Source organism: Candidatus Nitrospira nitrificans, assembly GCF_001458775.1.
Lineage (GTDB): Bacteria > Nitrospirota > Nitrospiria > Nitrospirales > Nitrospiraceae > Nitrospira_D > Nitrospira_D nitrificans.
Map to the genome: position 1 here is coordinate 342,447 of NZ_CZPZ01000012.1, position 19,879 is coordinate 362,325.

17 protein-coding genes and 1 tRNA gene are annotated in these 19,879 nt (G+C 55.8%); all 18 read left to right on the top strand.

The annotated features are described in order from the left end of the window. Positions 1 to 29 precede the first annotated feature (29 nt). The 18 genes from COMA2_RS09760 (at position 30) to COMA2_RS09850 (ending at position 19,834) form a co-directional block, all read left to right on the top strand. A complete protein-coding gene (locus COMA2_RS09760; RefSeq protein WP_090897391.1) occupies positions 30 to 908 on the top strand; it encodes a tRNA (adenine-N1)-methyltransferase in 879 nt (292 codons plus the stop codon). After that, complete coding sequence (locus COMA2_RS09765) at positions 905 to 1,666, top strand: SDR family NAD(P)-dependent oxidoreductase (RefSeq protein ID WP_090897116.1); 762 nt, start codon at positions 905 to 907, stop codon at positions 1,664 to 1,666. Before COMA2_RS09760 ends, COMA2_RS09765 begins: the two co-directional genes overlap by 4 nt. A gap of 46 nt (positions 1,667 to 1,712) precedes the next feature. Then, complete coding sequence (locus tag COMA2_RS09770; RefSeq protein WP_175304507.1) at positions 1,713 to 2,570, top strand: shikimate dehydrogenase; 858 nt, start codon at positions 1,713 to 1,715, stop codon at positions 2,568 to 2,570. Then, the gene (locus tag COMA2_RS09775) at positions 2,567 to 3,067 is read left to right on the top strand and encodes a shikimate kinase (RefSeq protein ID WP_090897118.1); all 501 of its coding nucleotides are present in this window, start codon (positions 2,567 to 2,569) and stop codon (positions 3,065 to 3,067) included. The genes COMA2_RS09770 and COMA2_RS09775 overlap by 4 nt, the downstream gene beginning before the upstream one ends. A 64-nt stretch (positions 3,068 to 3,131) precedes the next feature. Then, positions 3,132 to 3,208, top strand: a tRNA-Arg gene (locus COMA2_RS09780). Between the two features lie 869 nt (positions 3,209 to 4,077). Beyond that, entirely contained in the window at positions 4,078 to 4,767 is a 690-nt protein-coding gene (locus tag COMA2_RS09790; protein ID WP_139077241.1) for a hypothetical protein, read from the top strand. A gap of 1,048 nt (positions 4,768 to 5,815) precedes the next feature. Continuing rightward, complete coding sequence (locus COMA2_RS09795; protein WP_175304508.1) at positions 5,816 to 6,451, top strand: OmpA family protein; 636 nt, start codon at positions 5,816 to 5,818, stop codon at positions 6,449 to 6,451. 107 nt (positions 6,452 to 6,558) lie between these two features. Then, on the top strand, positions 6,559 to 6,939 hold the full coding sequence (locus tag COMA2_RS09800; protein ID WP_175304509.1) for a PilZ domain-containing protein: 381 nt from the start codon (positions 6,559 to 6,561) through the stop codon (positions 6,937 to 6,939). A gap of 233 nt (positions 6,940 to 7,172) precedes the next feature. Further along, complete coding sequence (locus COMA2_RS20165; protein WP_175304510.1) at positions 7,173 to 7,331, top strand: hypothetical protein; 159 nt, start codon at positions 7,173 to 7,175, stop codon at positions 7,329 to 7,331. 50 nt (positions 7,332 to 7,381) lie between these two features. Continuing rightward, a complete protein-coding gene (gene msrA / locus COMA2_RS09805) occupies positions 7,382 to 7,945 on the top strand; it encodes a peptide-methionine (S)-S-oxide reductase MsrA (RefSeq protein ID WP_090897132.1) in 564 nt (187 codons plus the stop codon). 615 nt (positions 7,946 to 8,560) lie between these two features. Further along, positions 8,561 to 9,904: a porin gene (locus COMA2_RS09815; RefSeq protein WP_217490690.1), complete on the top strand. Its 1,344-nt coding sequence runs from the start codon at positions 8,561 to 8,563 to the stop codon at positions 9,902 to 9,904. Positions 9,905 to 10,061: 157 nt separating this feature from the next. Further along, positions 10,062 to 11,054 (top strand): PstS family phosphate ABC transporter substrate-binding protein, encoded by a 993-nt coding sequence (locus COMA2_RS09820; RefSeq protein ID WP_090897397.1) that lies wholly within the window; start codon positions 10,062 to 10,064, stop codon positions 11,052 to 11,054. A 132-nt stretch (positions 11,055 to 11,186) separates the two neighbouring features. Beyond that, positions 11,187 to 13,505, top strand: a complete 2,319-nt coding sequence (locus COMA2_RS09825) for an ABC transporter permease subunit (RefSeq protein ID WP_090897136.1) — start codon at positions 11,187 to 11,189, stop codon at positions 13,503 to 13,505. Positions 13,506 to 13,598: 93 nt separating this feature from the next. Further along, complete coding sequence (pstA, locus tag COMA2_RS09830) at positions 13,599 to 15,020, top strand: phosphate ABC transporter permease PstA (RefSeq protein WP_090897139.1); 1,422 nt, start codon at positions 13,599 to 13,601, stop codon at positions 15,018 to 15,020. A 58-nt stretch (positions 15,021 to 15,078) separates the two neighbouring features. After that, on the top strand, positions 15,079 to 15,879 hold the full coding sequence (gene pstB / locus COMA2_RS09835; protein WP_217490691.1) for a phosphate ABC transporter ATP-binding protein PstB: 801 nt from the start codon (positions 15,079 to 15,081) through the stop codon (positions 15,877 to 15,879). Between the two features lie 4 nt (positions 15,880 to 15,883). Then, positions 15,884 to 16,558 carry a phosphate signaling complex protein PhoU gene (phoU, locus tag COMA2_RS09840; protein ID WP_090897143.1) on the top strand — a complete coding sequence of 225 codons (675 nt, stop codon included), beginning with the start codon at positions 15,884 to 15,886 and terminating at the stop codon, positions 16,556 to 16,558. Positions 16,559 to 16,706: 148 nt separating this feature from the next. Next, positions 16,707 to 19,130 (top strand): DNA translocase FtsK, encoded by a 2,424-nt coding sequence (locus COMA2_RS09845; RefSeq protein ID WP_090897145.1) that lies wholly within the window; start codon positions 16,707 to 16,709, stop codon positions 19,128 to 19,130. Further along, on the top strand, positions 19,127 to 19,834 hold the full coding sequence (locus COMA2_RS09850; RefSeq protein WP_090897147.1) for an outer membrane lipoprotein periplasmic chaperone LolA: 708 nt from the start codon (positions 19,127 to 19,129) through the stop codon (positions 19,832 to 19,834). Before COMA2_RS09845 ends, COMA2_RS09850 begins: the two co-directional genes overlap by 4 nt. Positions 19,835 to 19,879 lie beyond the last annotated feature (45 nt).

Below are 19,879 nucleotides of genomic sequence, written 5' to 3' on the forward strand. Positions count from 1 at the left end.
CTCGGAACGAACCCCCTAGAATGCGCGGCATGTCTCAATTGTCCAGTGGTGAACGCATCCATCTTGTCGATCACAAAAGGCGCCAGTACGCCCTCACGTTGAAGGCGGGCGAGACCTATCAATTCAGCGGCCAGAAGATCGCTCACGACGCGATCATCGGGCGGCCTGATGGGACCATCGTCGTCCTGTCGGGTGGGAAAAAGATGTTGGCGGTTCGGCCGACTTTCGGAGACTATGTGCTGAAGATGCCGCGTGGCGCTCAAGTGCTCTATCCGAAGGATCTCGCGCTGATTCCCATGTGGGCGGATGTGTATCCGGGTGCGCGGGTGTTTGAGTCCGGAACCGGTTCAGGCGCGCTGACCATGGCGCTGTTACGAGCAGTCGGACCCCGAGGATCGGTGGTGACCTATGAGATGCGGGAAGATTTTGCACGCACCGCACTGCAGAACGTCGATCGCTACCTGGGGCCCGTGCCCAATCTGACGGCATTGCGGAAGAATGCCTATGAAGGCATTGAGCTGCTTGATGATGGAATTTCGTTCGATCGCGTCGTGCTCGACTTGCCTGAACCTTGGCAGGTGATCCCGCACGCAGCCACCGCGTTGCGATCCGGGGGGATCTATCTGAGCTTTGTTCCCACCGTGCCCCAAGTGGTACAAACGGTCGAGGCGCTTGAACGGGCAACCGTATTCGGAATGATCGAAACGTTTGAAACGTTGCTCCGAACCTGGTCCGTACAGGGCAGGAGCGTGCGGCCCGATCATCGCATGGTCGCCCATTCTGGATTCATCACCGTCGCCCGAAAGGTAGAGCCAGGGCTGCTCCGTTCGACGGCAGGGAAAGGGGTTTCTATCGACGGCGACCAGGAAGACCTGTCCGATGAAGCAGGAGAGGAGCTGAGCGCATGAATAGGTTAGAAGGCAAGGTAACCGTCGTGACGGGAGGCAATGCCGGAATCGGCGAAGCGATCGCGAAACGTGTTGCCGAGGAGGGAGGCTCGGTCGTCATCACGGGACGTCGGCAACAGGAAGTGGATCGTGTGGCCAGTGTGATCCGACATAACAAGGGGAAAGTCCTCGGCGTTGCCGGTTCAGTGACGGACGAAACCCATGTGTCGGATGTTGTCCGTCGAACGATCGATAGCTTTGGGCGGATCGACATTCTGATCAACAACGCGGGGATCGGTGAATTTGGAAAACGTCTCCACGAAACTGATGATGCGGTCTGGGCGCGTGTGCTCGACATCAACTTGACCGGGGTCTTCCGCATGACTCGAGCCGTCATTCCTCACATGTTGAAACAAGGACGAGGCTCGATCGTGAATATCTCGTCCATTGCCAGTTTAGTCGGTCTCTCCGGCTTAGCCGCCTATACGGCATCGAAAGGGGCGCTTGACGCCTTGACGCGCGCGCTGGCCGTCGAATATGCGAATGAAGGGATTCGCTGTAATGTGGTGAACCCTGGTCTCATCGATACGCCTATGGCGGCCCCCCTTATGGCCAATCCGGACATGCTCCAGCCCATTCTTGCCCAATATGCGATTCGTCGTCCTGGAACACCAGAAGAAGTGGCCAATCTGGTTCTGTATCTGGCGTCAGATGAAGCAGCCTGGGTCACTGGAGCGACCTTTCCGATTGATGGGGGCATGACGGTCTACAAAGGGTAACCGGTAACGGCTCAGGAACTGTTTCAATAGTCTGTTCACAGGTCGGATGATGGACATTGATGCTCAGACGAAGTTTTGCGGTGTCATCGGCAATCCGGTCGGGCATTCCCTGTCGCCTGCCATTCACAATGCGGCGTTCCGCACATTGGGGCTTAATTTTGTCTATCTCGCCTGGCAAGTGGAAGCGATCGGTGATGCCGTCAAAGGGCTCCGCGCACTGGGAAACTTTCGCGGAGCGAGCGTAACCATTCCTCACAAGGTGGCCGTGATTCCGTTTCTCGATCAGGTGGAGACGACGGCGCAACGGATCGGCGCGATCAATACGATCGTGGCTGGGAAAGGCACGCTCACCGGGTACAATACGGACGCGACCGGCGCGCGGATGGCGTTGAAGGCGGGTGGAGTTGCGCTCACGGGAAGACACATCGTCATCCTCGGTTCCGGAGGTGCCGCACGAGCGATTGCTTTCGCGCTGGCGGCTGAGTCCGGCGTAGAGAAATTGACCTTGCTGGGGATTGAGGATGCGGAGCGGATTCGCTTGGCTCAGGATATTCGTTCTACGGCAACGGTGACGGTGGAGGATTCGTATCTGGATGAGTCGGCCCTTCGTCGGGTTCTTCCTGCCGCGCAGATACTCATTCATTGCACTCCGGTCGGGATGTCTCCGAAAGCCGAGGCCACCTGTGTTCCGGGCTCGCTCCTCCATCCCGATCTGGCGGTCATGGACATTGTCTACAATCCACGCGAGACCCGATTGCTCAGAGAGGCAGGACTTGCGGGCTGCAAGACAATTTCCGGGTTGGACATGTTCCTTAATCAGGCGGTTGCGCAATTTGAGCTATGGACCGATCAGCCTGCTCCCGTTGAAGTGATGCGCCGTGTCTTGGAGTCTCATTTCCGATGAATGTGGTGCTCATCGGCTATCGTGGGACGGGAAAGAGCACCGTCGGCAAGCTCGTGGCAGCCCGTCTTGACCGTGTCCTTGTCTCTACGGACGCCGAGGTTGTGAAGTCGGCTGACCAGAGCATTCCCGAGATCGTTGAACGACATGGATGGGAGTACTTTCGCGATCTGGAATCCAAGGTCTGTCAAGAGTTGGCCGGTCGGAATGGGTTGGTTGTCGATACCGGAGGGGGAGTCATTCTTCGATCACGAAATGTCGACCTCTTAAAAGGAACAGGAAGACTGTTCTGGTTGACCGCATCAGTGAGCACGATTACTGAGCGGATCGGTCACGATACCCAACGCCCGTCCCTCACCGGAGTGAAGTCTTTTGTGGATGAGATTCAAGACGTGCTTCGCGAACGCACACCGAAGTATCAGGCAGCGGCGAATTGCATCATTGAGACGGATGGAAAGTCTGCAGCGCAAGTTGCGGATGAGATTCTGGCACGACTCTAGTTGCTTCGACCGCTTCTCTGAACCTTGACAAGTCTCGTCTCAACATGATTCATGTACGCTTGCTGCGCCCGTAGCTCAATTGGATAGAGCATCGGACTTCGGATCCGAGGGTTGGGGGTTCAAGTCCCTCCGGGCGCACCATATGCATCAACCATTTACGTGGCTTAGGCTGAACGCCTGCGCCTTCAGCAATGTGGATACGATCATCGATTTCAGCTCCAGGGCGGAGATCACACATATGCCGATCAATCAAGCAGCCAGCACAGTGCTGCTGTTGAAGAGCGCCGTTGCGTCACGGACGCGGACGGCAAGGAGATGTGTGAGATAGAGTTCGGGACCTAGCCTTGGTCGCCAGCAGCCAGTTTATACGAGCCGGCAGTCGAATCTTATGGATACTTTTTAGCGCAGAGAATATCAGGTCTGGTCTTGAGAACTGTTTGCTGCTTCGTATCTACAATCATGAGGACCTGGTAACGGCAGAATTTGATAAAGCCGTCTTCGTGCCGATGACATTCCGCTCTGGCCCCTCGCTGTTTGCACTTATAACTATCCTGACTCAAGATTTGGACTGCCTGCGCGGTGGGTACTCCAGGTGATACCTTTGCAGCGACATAGTGATCAAATTCGGCGTATTCATTCTGACTAACACCCGCACATCCGGTCAGAGCAAAGAGCAAGCTGACAGGGAGTAGTCGTGTGAGATCTCTGGTCACTGAATGGATCATTGCTGTGAATGAACTGCCCGTCGTATCGTCTGCTGCCCATACAAAACTGGGGTCGCTAACCTACCATGATTCGACTCCCGAGCGTGCGCAAGATATCTCAGGCTTAGATTGCGCTATCTTGAAAAGAGCAATGTTGGGAGTGACAGTCGTCGGACTGTCTCTGCATTTGAGCATTGAACCTGAAACTATTCCCCCAAGACAATCAGCGTGAAGGAGGGATTCGGCATGTTTGACACGAAGACAAAGCGTGACGACCTTCCTGATCCAACCATTTATAGGAGCCCAATGATGACGAAATGGCAAGAGGGGAAGCTAGTTACTTGCCTCATCATCCTCATGACGAGTTTGCCGAGTGCATGGGCGGTATCGAACGACACACCAGGCACGGACGGACCCTCGCTGGAGGAGACGGTGGCATTTATCAAGGACACGTGGGAAGCATGTGGGACAATGCACAGTGGTTTGCAACGGATGATCGCCAAGGACGGATCCCTCTGGCATATGGATAGAATGGCGAAGGTCGATGTGGTCGTGACAGCTCCATCAACTCTCAAAGTTGTGACACGTCTCAATGAACACAGAAAGTTGAGCGGCATATTCGGGCTTCAATCACCCATAGAAAGGATTCAGGAGTTCGATCTGAACGCACTGTCTCCAAGCGTGAGCGCAGAGCAGGAGGGTGAAAATGTCAACCTCTATGGAGTTCGGTTACGCTGTGCGCGGGGGGGCTGCGTGACCGAATGGCTGGCGCCGCTCGCGATATCAGGTAAACCTATCCACGAGCTAAAGACCGGCAAATTAGTCGTGACGAGTCTCGAGGAGCTTGTCTATGAGGATCGCGCTCCCAAAGACAAACCGGGAGAAAGGAAGGGGGAAATCCATATTCCCGTCTGTGACATGGCATCCTTGGATAGCCTTTCGAAAGCCTTTCGCCACGCCATCATGAAAGCAGGCGGGAAGAAGCCGCTGTTTTAGGACGTGGCGTGGACAAAGATGGAAGAAGAGGGAAAGAAGCGAATCATTCAGAATTTGGAGGTGCATATCTCCTGAGCAGGTGCCGTCCTGATCGAAGCATGTTGGATTGCAAAGTTTTTTTCCGATAGCCGTCGTAGGGGCGTCATTCCCACCTTGCTTTTCATTCATCCGTCTGTGTAGCCTCCCCAATGGGTGTGATGTTGGTGAATGAACCGCTTCTGTAGGGCATTGAACCAGTAGGTTGTGGGCTCATCCTTGCTGGGATGCCCTGTGGAATTTGACCGTTCTATCCATGACTTCAATGAGTTAGATCGATGTGAGATCTACCGGTCATTCCACCAAAGCTGGATGGAACCATTGATGGAATTTCATCTACGATGACATCTATGAGCAAAAGGAGGTTATTCCGTGCCGTGGTTTAGCCGATATAGAACACAGGCAACGTTTGGAGCGGTATACTCTGAACAGCAGAAGCGGTTTGCTTGGACCAGAGAATGCCCCTGTTGTGGAAGATTGCTTGAGAAGATGGACCCAGTGAATCCCTGGGTTTGTGAATGCGGATGGCGTAGTCAATGAATCGAGCAAGCAGAGGGAGGTACCATGATCCCCGTTTTGCACGACATGAGAGCAGCATTTTTCCTCGTGATTGCACTTGCCATGCTGTTGTTTATCTGTGCGATGGCTGGCTTAGGAGCGGTATTGCAACCCATCCGTTGGTCTGATCGCAAAGGATATCGCTGAGGAAGAAGCGGTCTGTTCATTTAAGCGAGCAATGGTGCTTGGTTTGCCTCCTCCTCGTTTTCTTGCCGATCTAATTTCGGTTCTCTCGCCAGCCAGAATATATCCCCCTATCGACCGATCAGATATTTGAATTTGTTAGGTATCCTGTCATAAATCGGCTAGGCTTCTCCTCACGCATCCCTTTTCAACAGCGGTGCTATATTTGTTTCGTGCGTGGAGGACAACGGGCTCGCCTCGCATAAGATCCTCATTACATTAAAATCGACTGAGTCGCTGGATTGGGATGTCACCATGGAGGAGCAGGGGCATGAATAACATGATTGCGAAGTCAGGGGCGGTGGTGGTGATGGGACTAATCTTGTTGTCGAACCAGGGCTGCAACACGAAATGGCTCAAGTCCGGCGGTGAAGGTGGGACTGGAAATGAGAGTTCGAAGATGCCAAACCTGTCAAAAGGAGGCCCCAGCGGAGAATTGAGCGGGTTCTCACGTAATCCGTCGGAGGAACGACTAGGGCAAGGAGGATACACGACGGCACTGAATCCATCGGGGCACAGCGCGCATCAGCGTGCCGAACTCACACAAGAAGAAAAGGCCGCCGTGGAGGCGGGGTTGCAGGATGTTTTCTTTGGGTATGACCAGTGGACCTTGTCGGAATCCGGCATGGAAGCGCTCAATCACAACGCTGCGTACCTTAAGGATCATCCAGGCGTCATCCTGAAGATTGAAGGCCACTGTGACGAGCGAGGCACGACCGATTACAACATGGTGTTGGGCGACAAACGCGCCAAGGCTGCTCGGAGCTATTTGGCAGAAGTCGGGGCAAATCCCAAGCAGGTGGCAATCGTGTCATTCGGCAAAGAGCGCCCCTTTTGTTTTGATCGGGATGAGTCCTGCTATCAGCAGAACCGCCGCGACCACATGCTTCTTTCCACCAAGAAGTAAGATGTTTCACGAGGGAGCGGTCCGAGAAGAGGATCGGTTCTTCGCGGGAGTCAAAACAGTCTGTTGGAGTGCTTCCACATCATGAGATTGAGCGAAGGATTTCATCGTTGAAGAACCTCGGTGCATTCTTCAAATCAAAACCCGCCGATCAGATTCCGGCCAAACCTCTACCCGCGGAACGGCGGGTTCAGCCGAGATTCACCACTCAGTTTCGGAGCACCTTCTCGGGACAACGAGAAGAGGGGCAGGGGCGGACTCTGGATATTTCCGTCGGTGGGTGTAAGATCGAAAGTGATAGCACAGTGACACAAGGGACCAAGCTCGAATGCCGACTCCACATTCCAGGCCTTGATTGGCCGTTGAGGATCGACGAGGCCACGGTGCGCTGGGTCGATGGCGGTACATTTGGGATCGCCTTTTCGCGTATTAGTCCAGAAGAGCTTGCGAAGCTCAAGACGATACTCTCCGAACTTGAACAGGACGAGTAACTTCTCGTTTAGTCGCTTCAGCGTACGCACCTTCTCACTCGTCAGAATTTCCTGAAAATGTGTTCGGTGAGATTCCGTGGCTCTCCCACTCTGCCGTGCGGCCGTATCTGTTGTGCAGACGCTATCCCGATCTTGAACACGGTTGACATGGCTACCGTAACTGTCAGAAAGTACGGAAGGAGCGATGTCTCGATACAAAAATCATGGCAGAAGGATAGAGAAAGGAGTTGGGGGTGGAACAGAGGTATGCAATCACCGTGAAGTTCTTGGTCGATGCCGATTCGGCGGAAGATGCGGAAGAGATGGTCGAAACTGCCTGTGAAAAGGCGTCGGCGTCTTTTCCCGAAATGAGTTATGAAGGAATCGAGGATATTGAGGAAGAAGAGGAATAGTCGGGCTTCTCCTGCCGCAAGACTCTTGTCGTTCATAGACCGATCACACAATGGGCATCGAATCGCAATCGCTCTTACCTCAGCACGAAGTCGCTATCCTTGCCGGCGGCTGTTTTTGGTGCCTTGAGGCCGTCTTTGACCAGGTCAGGGGTGTGGAATCGGTCGAGTCCGGTTATATCGGTGGTAACCTAGACCATCCCAGTTATGAAGCAGTATGTGGAGGGCAGACCGGCCATGCCGAGGCCGTGCGTATGACGTTTGATCCCTGCGTGACCCCGTATAAAGAACTCCTTGAAATATTTTTCGCCATACACGATCCCACGACCCTCAATCGGCAGGGAAACGACATAGGCACCCAGTATCGGTCAGCGATTTTCTACACATCCCCGGAACAGCAGCAAACCGCTGAGAATGTCATTAAATCTCTTACGGCTGAAAGACTCTACGACGCTCCCATCGTCACGCAGGTCGTATCAGCTGGTCAGTGGTATGAGGCGGAGTCTTATCACCAGGAATACTTTGCTCGAAATCCCCTCCAGGGTTACTGCCAGTTTGTGGTCGGTCCAAAAGTTGCGAAGCTCCGAAAGCAATTTGCTCAGCGCCTGAAAAAGTAACGGCACCGCCCTCATCGACTGAACCATCCAACCAAGATCTCTCGTACCGCCCCCAAGACCGCCGGCTTCTGGAATATCTGATGGGTTTTCAGTACCACCTCGGCATGTACGGGGCAAAAGGGCCATTTATCCGTGGGGTTGCCTTGAACATGAGCAATGATCGAGCCATCTGCTTGGTCGGTTGAAGCGTGAAGGACGATCAACGGACTGTTCGGATCAAGTAAACACGTGTTGTCCGCCTTCCTCGATTGATCTGTAGTTGCCTGACGAATCTGCACCTGCTGTTCACCCTCTGAGAATACGGTGTCTCCCTCTCGAATAGGGCCGGTCGGAGCGAAAGAGTAGAGAACCAGCGGGGCGCCGAGAATTACGAGCATTGCTGCAGCCATTGACCAGAGAGGGGGTTCGGTATGGTGCTGGTCGCGTGTTTCGTTCATCCGTAGCGGGCTTCCATGGGATTGGCTGCAGCTGCCCATCCCTTGCGAAAGTCATGGTCCTTCACCGGACCGTCGTTGATTTAACACATCCGCAATAAGCCCGTAGCACCATCTTAACGCCGTTGAACTATACCTCGCCACGTATTCGAAACATGATCAACCAGAGGGAGGTAGCGGAATGAAGAGATGGTGGTGCGCGGTCGCCGTATGTGCCTTCGGTCTCGGGTTGATCCTCCAGACCAATCCGGCACAAGCCAGCGTGGAGGATCTCCTGTATGAGAAGGGACAGATCACGAAGGAAGAATGGCTCAAGCTCAAGGCCGAGCACGAACGAGAGGATGCGATCATGGCGGAGAAGGCATCGATCAAGAAATGGTTCGATAAAATCAGTATTCGCGGGTATGTGCAAGCCCGCTACACGTATCTTCCTGGAGATAAGTCCATACGGAGTGAATATGATAACACCATTCGTGATAATGCGGGTTTTGCCTTCCGCCGCGTCCGCCTCGTTTTTTCGGGCGACGTAACGGACTGGCTGTCATTTTATATTCAGCCCGAATTCGCCGGCTCCGTACCCGGCACGACCGGGGATCAGAGTAATCACTTTGTCCAACTTCGTGACGCCTATGCCGATATTTTCATGCCTGTGCCTTTCTTGTTCTTTGAGGAAAAGGAATTGCGGGTTCGTGCAGGGCAATCGAAGGTTCCGTTCGGATTTGAAAATCTGCAGTCCAGTCAAAATCGAACGGCGTTCGACCGCGCCGACGGGCTCAATAGCGCGGTGCAGGGCGAGCGTGACCTCGGGTTTTTTATCTACTACACGCCGAAGGAGACTAGAAAATTATTCAAAAAGTTGGTCGATTCAGGTCTCAAGGGATCTGGGGACTACGGCGTCTTAGGCATTGGTGTCTACAACGGCCAGACGATCAATGTGAACGACCGCAATGACAATAAACATATCGTCGTCCATGCCACCTATCCCATGGAACTGCCCTACGGTCAGATTATCCAGTTTGGCGTCGATGCGTACCGTGGCACGTTCAATGTTGGGACTCCCTCCGGCACCGGTCTCGCCGCAACTCCCGCACTCATCAATAATGGGAACATCCTCGACGAGCGAATCGGGGTGCATTTCGTGCTCTATCCGCAACCCATCGGGTTCCAAGCGGAGTGGAACTGGGGCAATGGTCCTCAGTTGAACGTCGCTCAAACAGCCATTGGGGAAGGGGACATCCAGGGCGGCTATATCCAGGGGATGTATAAGTGGGATGTAAACAAGCCGTGGTTGACCAGCCTTATTCCCTATGTCCGTTACCAAGAGTATGGCGGTGGGAAAAAACACCGCACCAATTCACCATTCAATGTCGTCCGGGAGTGGGAAGTCGGGATGGAGTGGCAAATCGCAAAGGCCGTAGAGTTCACGATCGCTTATGTCCGAAGCAGACGTACCGACACGCAGACTGCTCCCTATAACATCCGTGAGGGCGATATTGTCCGGACACAGTTGCAGTATAACTTTTAACATGAGGGGAATCTGATGCAGCGGTCGGCTACAGCCTGCCTCGTCTCTAGCTAGGACGCTTATTATGTAACACACCTGTAACATTCGCGTAATGTGGCGGCAATACGACAGGGTTATGGTGCCAATGGAATAGTCAGTGATGACGAAAGGACTGTGTATGAACATCTCGGCTGCCAAGTCTGGTCTCACCTGCATCGCCCTTCTTGGATCTCTTGTGTCTGCAATCCCATCGGTCAATGCCGACGACGCCATCGTGCTGGATTCAGCGTTAAAAGGTTATATCAAAGTCAGCGGGGTATCAGGGAATGTCAACAGCATCGGCTCTGATACGCTCAATAATCTCATGACGCTGTGGGCCGAAGGATTTCGCAAGCAATACCCGAGCGTCAAAATTCAAATCGAAGGGAAGGGATCGAGCACCGCACCCCCGGCTTTGATCGAAGGGACTGCGCAACTGGGCCCAATGTCCCGCGCGATGAAAAATACCGAGCTTGATGCCTTCGAAAGAAAATTCAGGTATAAACCGACCGCATTTCCAGTCGCCATCGACGCGCTGGCCGTCTACGTCAACAAGGATAATTCTGTCCAAGGACTCACGATGACGCAGGTCGATGCGATCTTCTCGAAGACGCGTCGATTCGGCGCGCAGCAAAATCTCGATCGGTGGAGTCAGCTCGGGGTTACGGGCGAATTGGCGGCTTCGCCCATCAGCATCTATGGCCGTAACTCAGCATCCGGCACCTATGGATTTTTCAAGGAGTATGCACTCAAGAACGGCGACTATAAAGATGAAGTCAAAGAGCAGCCAGGCTCGGCTTCCGTGGTGCAGGGTATCACGGAAGATCAGGCCGGGATCGGTTACAGCGGGATCGGCTATGTGACCTCCGGCGTCAGAGTGCTGCCCCTGGCTCAAAAGGAGGGGGCACCTTTCGTGGCTCCCACGCAGACAAATGCCCTGAACGGGTCCTATCCCCTCTGGCGGCATCTGTTGGTGTATGTCAACAAAATGCCGAACAAGCCGCTCGATCCGCTCGTAAAGGAGTTCATTAAGTTTATTTACAGCAAGGAAGGCCAATCCATCGTCATCAAGGATGGCTTCTTCCCACTCCCGCAGAGCGTGATTGAAAAGGAATTGGCGAAAGTCGAATAGATTTCACAGACTGCGGAAAAACTCATTTTCTCCTGTTGCCGGGACAGGCATCGAGGTTTTGGACGACACCAACTAGTTGAGCAGGATGCTCAAAAAGGCCGTTCAGCAAGGCCGCAGCGAGACAGTCAATATATGACAGTTCCCCCTTTCACTCCGATGCCGGTGCTTCAAGGAGAGCCGTCCCCAGGCCGGGATTCCGTCCCGACCCCGGCCCTGGTGGGCGGACTGTTCAGTCGACGCCAAATCAGATCGATCACGGACGGGCTTACCAACGTCATCATCAAGACCGGTGGGATCAGCATCATCCTTTGCATTCTCGGAATGTGCATTTTTCTGGTGAAAGAAGTCGTCCCGCTCTTTCAGCCGTCCTACGCCACCCCGGCCGAGCCGATTACACTCTCTCCGCTTGATCGTCCTTCCGCGTCTGCGCTGATCGGTGTCGATGAACATCAAGAGCTTGCCTATGTGCTCCGCGGTGACGCACTGGAGTTTGTCTTCTTAGGGGACGCCGGGTCCGCGGCACACAGTCCATCGCGCAGCTTGTTGCCGGGCGGCTCGGTCACAGCATCGGCGCGAGCATTCGGGAAGGGGCACTCGCTCGCCGTGGGCACGGAAGACGGCCGCGTCATCCCCGTGGCGATCGAATTCACTCAGGACTTCCAAGGGAACGAACGTTCGATCGCCCCGTCCGTCACGGTCGGGATTCCGATGGTTGCCGCGCCAACTCCGCAACCAATCACCAAGATGGCGTATCAGAGCGCGGACTCCGACGTTCGGATTGCCACGCTGCTTCAAGACCAGCACCTCTGGCTGACCACGAGTCGAACCGCATCCCGCCCCGATGGAACCGCTGAGGCTTCGATCTCACAGGTTGATCTCACACCCCACATCTCGGGCCGGGTTACGGCGATCACCCTCGCGAGTCGGGCGGAGCTTCTCGCTGTCGGCACGGAAGAGGGCAAGGTCTATCATTTCGACCTCCGAGAACCGGAGAAGCCCGGTCTTGTCGAGATAAGTCAGGTTTCTGAAGGAAGCGACGCGATTACCGCGCTGGCCTATTTGATGGGTGACCGGAGTCTTGTGGTCGGCGGCGCATCCGGGCAGATTGCCGTGTGGATGCCCGTGCGGGAACATGCTGCGACGAATGCAACCCATATGACGCGTATCCATCGGTTTGCCCCTCACCAGAGGGCGGTCACCGACATCACGATTTCCCAGCGCGATAAGGGATTCATCACCACCGATGCCGGGGGAGAAATCCGTCTGCACCATTCGACGTCCGAACAAACGTTGTTGACGCTTGCTCCACAACAGGGGGCGCTCCGCAGCACCTATTTTTCTCCAAAGGCGGATGGCCTGGTCGGTCTCGCTGAAAATAATCGACTGGTGCATTACCATATTTCGAATCCCTACCCGGAGATCACCTTGGCCACCTTATTTTCCCCCGTGATGTACGAGGGGTATGATCGGCCGGAACTTGTCTGGCAATCCTCGAGTGGGTCGGACGACTTTGAAGCGAAGTTCAGCCTGACCCCGCTGATATTCGGAACCATTAAGGGCACCTTCTATGCCGTGCTCTTGGCGGTGCCATTGGCGGTATTGGCCGCAATCTATACCGCCATGTTCATGCATCCCAATCTGCGGGCGAAGATCAAGCCCACGATAGAAATCATGGCCGCGCTGCCCACCGTCGTGCTTGGATTTCTGGCCGGCCTCTGGTTTGCGCCGGTCCTGGAGCGAAACTTTCCCGCCATGACGGGGATGGTCTTGATGATGCCCTTGGTCATCGCCCTTTCCAGCGGGCTCTTTCTCCTGCTCCCTGCCTCCCTCAAGCATCGTGTGCGGCCCGGCGCGGAGGCGCTGCTCATGGTGCCGATCATCATCGCCGTGGTCTGGGGGTGCCTTGAAACCAGCGCCTGGTGGGAGTCTTTCTTGTTCGATGGTCATTTTAAACCGTGGATCCAAACTCATCTCGGTTTGAATTATGACCAGCGCAACGCCATCGTGGTCGGAGTGGCCATGGGATTTGCCATCATTCCCATCATCTACAGCATTTCTGAAGAAGCGCTCTCCAATGTTCCAAAGAATCTGATCGCCGGGTCCTTGGCCCTCGGCGCCACGCGGTGGCAAACGCTCACCCATCTCGTCCTGATCTCGGCCAGCCCAGGCATCTTCTCGGCGTTGATGATCGGGTTCGGTCGGGCGGTCGGCGAGACCATGATCGTGTTGATGGCGACCGGCAATACGCCGATCATGGATTGGAGCCTCTTCAACGGGTTTCGAACCCTGTCTGCGAATATCGCCGTGGAGATCCCTGAAGCGCCGCACGGCGGGACCTTGTATCGCACGCTCTTTTTGGCGGGTTTGCTCCTCTTTATCGCGACCTTTCTGCTCAATACGGTAGCGGAACTGGTTCGACAGCGACTCAGGGAGAAATATAGCCAATTCTAGACGGGAAGCTTGAGGCAAGGCGAAGTTCACGAATGAGAAGCAAGGCCCGGTGGTTGGAAGAGGGGCCGGACAAACAGGTGCGCGAGTGATTCGATGAAACAGTGGGTCAAGCATTTCATGGCAAGCGGTGAGCTCTTCATTTGGGGCTGCGGGGCCGGGCTTTCCATTTCGCTCCTCATGATCGGCGGGCTTCTGGTGCTCATTCTCCTCAATGGGTTCGGGTATTTTTGGCCGGCCGATCTCGTCGAATTGACGCTGAAGGACGGCAAACATGTGATCGGTCAGTTGGCCGGCGAGGAAGTCAGCCCAAAAGGGATCCCGCGGATCAGGGTGAAGATCGGCAACCGGGATCTGTATGGTCTGGACTATCGGTGGATCAACACCGATCAGATCGTCGAACGAACCACGCCCGCCGATCTTGTGATGGTGGAACGGCGTGAGTGGGGGAATTTCTATGGACGGCTCCGGACGCTGGTCAAGGAAGACCAGCCTGTGGCTGAAGGCTCGGAGGCCGTATGGCAGTCTCTACCGGCTCTGCTGCGGCAGGCTGAATCGAGTGAGGCAGCGCGCGCGTACGCGTATACGTTGCTCGTCGTCGATGCCAACGGCAGAGAAAAGTCCATTGAGCTCGGCCAAGTCATGCGAGTCTTGCGCCCCAACGACCTTTCGAAGGCGGAGAAAGTGTGGGTCTATGCCGGCAACGTCTGGATGGTGTTGACCACAGAGCCGCGAGAAGCCAATACGGAGGGAGGAATCTTCCCGGCCATTTTCGGCACGGTCCTGATGGTGATGATCATGAGCTTTGTCGTGACCCCCTTTGGTGTCATCGGCGCGCTGTACCTCAGGGAGTATGCCCGCCAGGGAGTCATCGTGCGAACCGTCCGCATTGCCGTCAACAATCTCGCCGGGGTTCCCTCGATCGTCTTCGGGGTGTTCGGGTTGGGGTTTTTCGTGTACGGCGTGGGGGGCACGCTGGATGCGCTGTGGTTTTCCGATCGGCTGCCGACTCCCACGTTCGGCACGGGTGGTATCCTCTGGGCTTCATTGACGCTGGCGCTCTTGACCGTTCCCGTCGTCATCGTCGCGACCGAAGAGGGATTGGCAGCCGTGCCGAGGGAGTATCGAGAAGGGTCGATCGGCTTGGGCGCGACCAAATGGGAAACCATCTGGAAAGTCGTGCTTCCCACGGCCCTCCCCGGCATCTTGACCGGACTGATCCTGGCGATGGCTCGCGCGGCCGGCGAGGTGGCGCCCTTGATGTTGACCGGCGTCGTCAAACTGGCGCCCGCCATGCCGATCGACTGGACCTGGCCGTTTATTCACTTGGACCGGAAGTTCATGCACTTGGGTTTTCATATTTATGACGTGGGGTTTCAATCGCCGAATGTGGAAGCTGCCAAGCCGATGGTCTATGTGACCACATTGGTGTTGATTCTTGTGGTGGTGACGCTTAACCTCACGGGCATCCTCTTGCGAAATCGAATGAGGAGGAAATATGCTGGGTCAGCAGTTTGACATGACGTCCGGTATCCCTACCCTCTCGCCTGCTGTTTGCTCACTGGAGATGGAGAGCATGGACCCTCATGATTCCAACGTGCCGCATCGGCCCAGCGCTCAGGGGAAGTCGAAGCTTCGCGTGCAGGGCTTCAATTTTTTCTACGGGCCGGTCCAATCCCTCTTCAAGATTGATTTGGATATTTTCGAACATCAAGTGACCGCCTTCATCGGACCGTCCGGTTGCGGGAAGTCCACCTTGCTCCGCTGCATGAATCGCTTGAATGATCTCATCGAGGGAGCCCGATATGAGGGGAACATCCTTCTTGACGACGTGGATATTTTCAATCCGACGATCGATATCACCGATCTTCGCAAACGCGTGGGCATGGTGTTTCAAAAATCCAACCCGTTCCCCAAATCGATCCATGAAAATGTGGCGTACGGGCCGCGGCTGCAAGGCCTGAAGAATCGGGCGGTGTTGGAAGAGATCGTCGAGCGAAGCCTCCGGGGAGCCGGCTTATGGGAGGAAGTGAAGGACCGGCTGCACAAGAGCGCGCTCGGCTTGTCCGGCGGTCAGCAGCAGCGTCTTTGCATTGCGCGAGCCCTCGCCGTCAAGCCGGACGTTCTTTTGATGGACGAACCCTGCTCAGCGCTGGATCCCATTGCCACCGGCATCATTGAAGAGTTACTGTTTTCGCTGAAGAAAGAGTTGACGATCGTCATCGTGACGCACAACATGCAGCAGGCCGCCCGGGTGTCGGATCGGACCGCGTTTATGTACCTTGGCCAACTGGTCGAGTATGGCCTCACGAAGCAGTTGTTCACGAACCCTTCGAAGAAGCAGACGGAAGATTACATCACAGGACGATTCGGGTGACGCCATGGCTCAACACCGACATTTCGACGAAGAACTTGCCGAACTCAAGACGAAGCTGGCGCGAATGGCCGGCCTCGCGGAAGACCAAATCGATAAGGCGTTGACCGCGTTGGTCACGCGAGACGCGGCTTTGGCCTGCGCAGTGATCGAACGGGATCACAAGGTCAATGCGATGGATGTCGAGATCGACGAAGCCTGCATCGAATTGCTGGCGCTCCACCAGCCGGCGGCGCGCGATCTTCGGTTGGTGACGACGGCCATGAAGCTGTCCACCGAGCTTGAACGTATCAGTGATCTGTCGGAAAGTATCTGTGAGCGCGCGATCGAACTGAACGAAGAGCCTCAACTCAAGCCCTACATCGATATCCCGCGGATGGGGAGCCTGGCGCGGGTCATGGTGAAGGAAAGCATCGACGCCTTCGTCAAGGAAGATGCCATTCTGGCCAGGAAAGTCATCGGGGATGACGACTTCGTGGATGACCTCATGGAACAGTTGTTTCGTGAGCTGCTCTCGTTCATGATGGAAAATCCGCACACGATTTCCCGTGCCATTCGATTGAGCTTTATCGCCAAGTCTCTTGAGCGAGTGGCCGATCATGCCACCAATATCGCCGAGTTGGTCGTCTATCTGGTGGAAGGCAAGATCATTCGGCATACGGCGCCGTCGGCTCCATTGTGACGAGTCGATTGGTTTGACCGGCCGGCGCCGCGCGGAACATCGAAAAAGAAATCCCCATGATCGGACCGGCGATCGGCAAGACCGATTGCCGGGGATCCAGATGCGCGTTCGTTTGAAATGACTCTGCCCCTGTGTTAGCATTCGTCCCATGGGTGCCACCACCTCGGCGAAGCGGGGAGAAGCCCGCCGCGCCCCATCTTCCCCTTCTCATATCCAGCGAGAAGTGATCGGCGTGATCTTGATCGCGCTGAGTCTGCTGATGCTCTTGAGCCTCCTGTCGTTTGTGCCCGGAGAGGCGGAGGTGCTGGCGACCGGTGCGCCGGATGCCGATCCACCACGCAATCTCATCGGTTCGTTCGGCGCGTTGTTGGCCGGTGCGTTCTTTTTCGGCATCGGTGGAGCGGCCTATCTCTTTCCCCTGCTGCTGGGGCGATTGGGATTTCGATGTTTCTCTCAGGTTCCGGTGAGTCTTACGCTGCGGACGGCCGCCGGCTCGTTAGCCGCCGTCTTCTTCCTGAGCGCATTTCTGCATCTTGAAACGACGGGGGTGCCGACCCTGACCAGCGGGATGATTTCCCGCGGGATGGGCGGTGGTGTCGTCGGCCAGGCGATCGCCGAGGGGCTCCGCGCTGTCTTTGCCGGAACCGGGGCCCATATTCTGGTCATCACAGGATTCCTGGTCTCCCTTCTGTTGACGGCCCCACTGTCCTTGGCGGAAGCCGTCCGTCGGATGCCGGCCTGTTGGGCCGCTCTCCGCGAAGGAGTGTCGGCGGTGATGCCTGAGCGATCAATTGAAATCGAGAAAGAGAGCGACCATCGACGATCACGAGCGAGGTCGTCGAAGCCGGCGCCTGTCACTCGAGGAGAGGAGTCAGCAATTGACGGAATCGAGGAGGTTGAACTGACCCCGACTTCTCCGGGTCCGATCATCCAGCCATTCCCTGTCGCAATTCCAACATGGGACGCGCAAGCGGCTGAGCCGGAACTGGTTGTTCCGACAACTGCATCCGAAAACTATCAGCTTCCTGACCCGGAGATTCTGTTAAGCGATCCCTCCGGGCCGATGGATCGGATGTCGGATGAGGAACTCAAGGCCCAGTCCGAGATCTTATCCCGCGCACTGATGAGTTTCGGCATCGAGGGCATTGTGACGGAAGTGAGGCCAGGCCCGGTCGTCACGATGTACGAGTTTGAGCCGGGTCCCGGCACGAAGGTCGCTCGCATTGTGAATCTGGCCGACGACCTGGCATTGGCGCTGAAGGCGACGAGTTTACGCATCGTTGCGCCGTTACCGGGAAAATCCGTGGTCGGCATTGAGGTGCCGAACCGGTCTCGGGAGACGGTGTCTCTGAAAGAAGTCGTCATGAGCGAGGCCTTTCGGCGGGCAAGATCCAGGCTGACATTGGCGTTGGGCAAGGATATCTTCGGTGCCCCGATGACGGCCGATTTGAAGACGATGCCGCACCTCTTGGTGGCCGGAGCAACGGGGGCCGGGAAGAGTGTCAGTCTGAACACGATGTTGCTCAGCATCCTCTTTTCCGCCAAGCCGAGTGAAGTGAAACTGTTGCTCATCGATCCGAAGATGCTTGAGTTCCAATCGTATGAGGGCATCCCGCACCTTTTGCGGCCGGTGATTACGGACCCCAAGTCAGCCGCAAGGGGCTTGGGATGGGTCGTCGCTGAAATGGAGCGGCGGTATAAGCTGCTGGCGGAAGCCGGTGTGCGGAACATTGAGGCGTACAATCGCAAGGTCGCCGGTTTGCACGAGGTGTTTGCTGAAAAGAGCGCATCGGACGTCGAGCAGACTGAGCCGCCGATGAAGTTTCTCTCGGACGAAGAGCGTCTCTCCGCCGGTGAAACGTCGATCGCCGAGGGGGAACGGGGTTGCATGCAGCCGAAACCGACGCCGCCGGAACCGCTGCCGTTTATCGTCGTCATGATCGACGAACTGGCGGATCTGATGATGGTCGCTCCGAAAGATGTCGAAGACAAGATCGCCCGACTTGCACAGATGGCCAGGGCTTCCGGCATTCATCTGGTACTGGCCACTCAGCGTCCATCCGTCGATGTGCTGACCGGCTTGATCAAAGCGAATTTTCCCGCGCGGATCGCGTTCCAAGTCTCATCGAAGACCGACTCGCGAACCATTCTCGATGCGAACGGCGCGGAGGCTCTCCTCGGCCGAGGCGATATGCTGTACCTGGCCTCCGGCACCGGTCGTCTTGCGCGTCTGCATGGGTCCTTTGTTTCGGACGACGATGTCCGCTCGGTGGTCGAGTTTGTGAAGGAACAGGCCCTGCCCATCTATAACCAGGAGCTGCAGTCGCTGAAGTTGGAGGAGGCGGCTGAGGAAGAGGCGAAAGACGAGGTGTACGAGCAAGCGAAAGAATTGGTGCTGTCGACCGGACAGGCGTCGGCCTCGTTGATTCAGCGCCGGCTGCGGGTCGGCTATCCTCGAGCCGCGCGCATGATCGAGCAGATGGAATCGGAAGGCATTGTGGGGGCGGCTGGTCGTGATGGGCGTCGGGAGGTGCTTGGACGGCGCGGCCCGGTCGGCGCGGCGGAAGCATGATGCGCTGGTGGCTTGCCGTTTCAGTGAGTGTCATATTGGTCTTGCCGGCTTGGGCGGCGGACGGACCGGTTGATGAAAAGGCCTTGCAGGAGGTTCGTGAAGTCGTCAAACAGCTGCAAGCGCGATACGAGAAGATGAAAGATCTCCAGGCCGACTTTTCTCAGAAAACAAAGATTGAAGGGTTTGAGCGGCCGGTGACATCATCCGGCAAGGTCTACATCAAAAAGCCGGGCCGCTTACGGTGGGACTACTTGGATCCGGCGACCGAGCAAATCTATGTGAACCAGGAGGATGTAAAGGTTTATGTTCCCGAACATAAGCAGGTCCTGGTCGGGAAGTTGACGCAGATGGCGGCCTCCAAGGCGCCGTTGGAACTGTTGCAGGGAGCGGCCAAATTGGATGAATCCTTTGAGATCGAGCCTACTAGGGGGAAAGATCGCGGAGTCGGCGGGATGCCGCTCATCACGCTGATTCCAAAAGCCAAGGAGCAGGAATCCACTCAGAATCTTCAGAAGATCGTCGTCGAGGTTTTCCCCAAAACCTACTTTATCCGTACGGTGTCCCTCCATGAGGTCAGCGGCAACGTCGCCGTCTTTGAATTTTCGAACTTGAAACCCAACCAGGGATTAGGTAATGAGGTGTTTGACTTTAAGACCCCGTCGGATGCGGAAGTCGTCAGGGCTCCGGTGCTGAACGGGCCGTAAACCTATTGACGAATGACTCGTCTTCGTGAGCTAAGGGAACTCAGC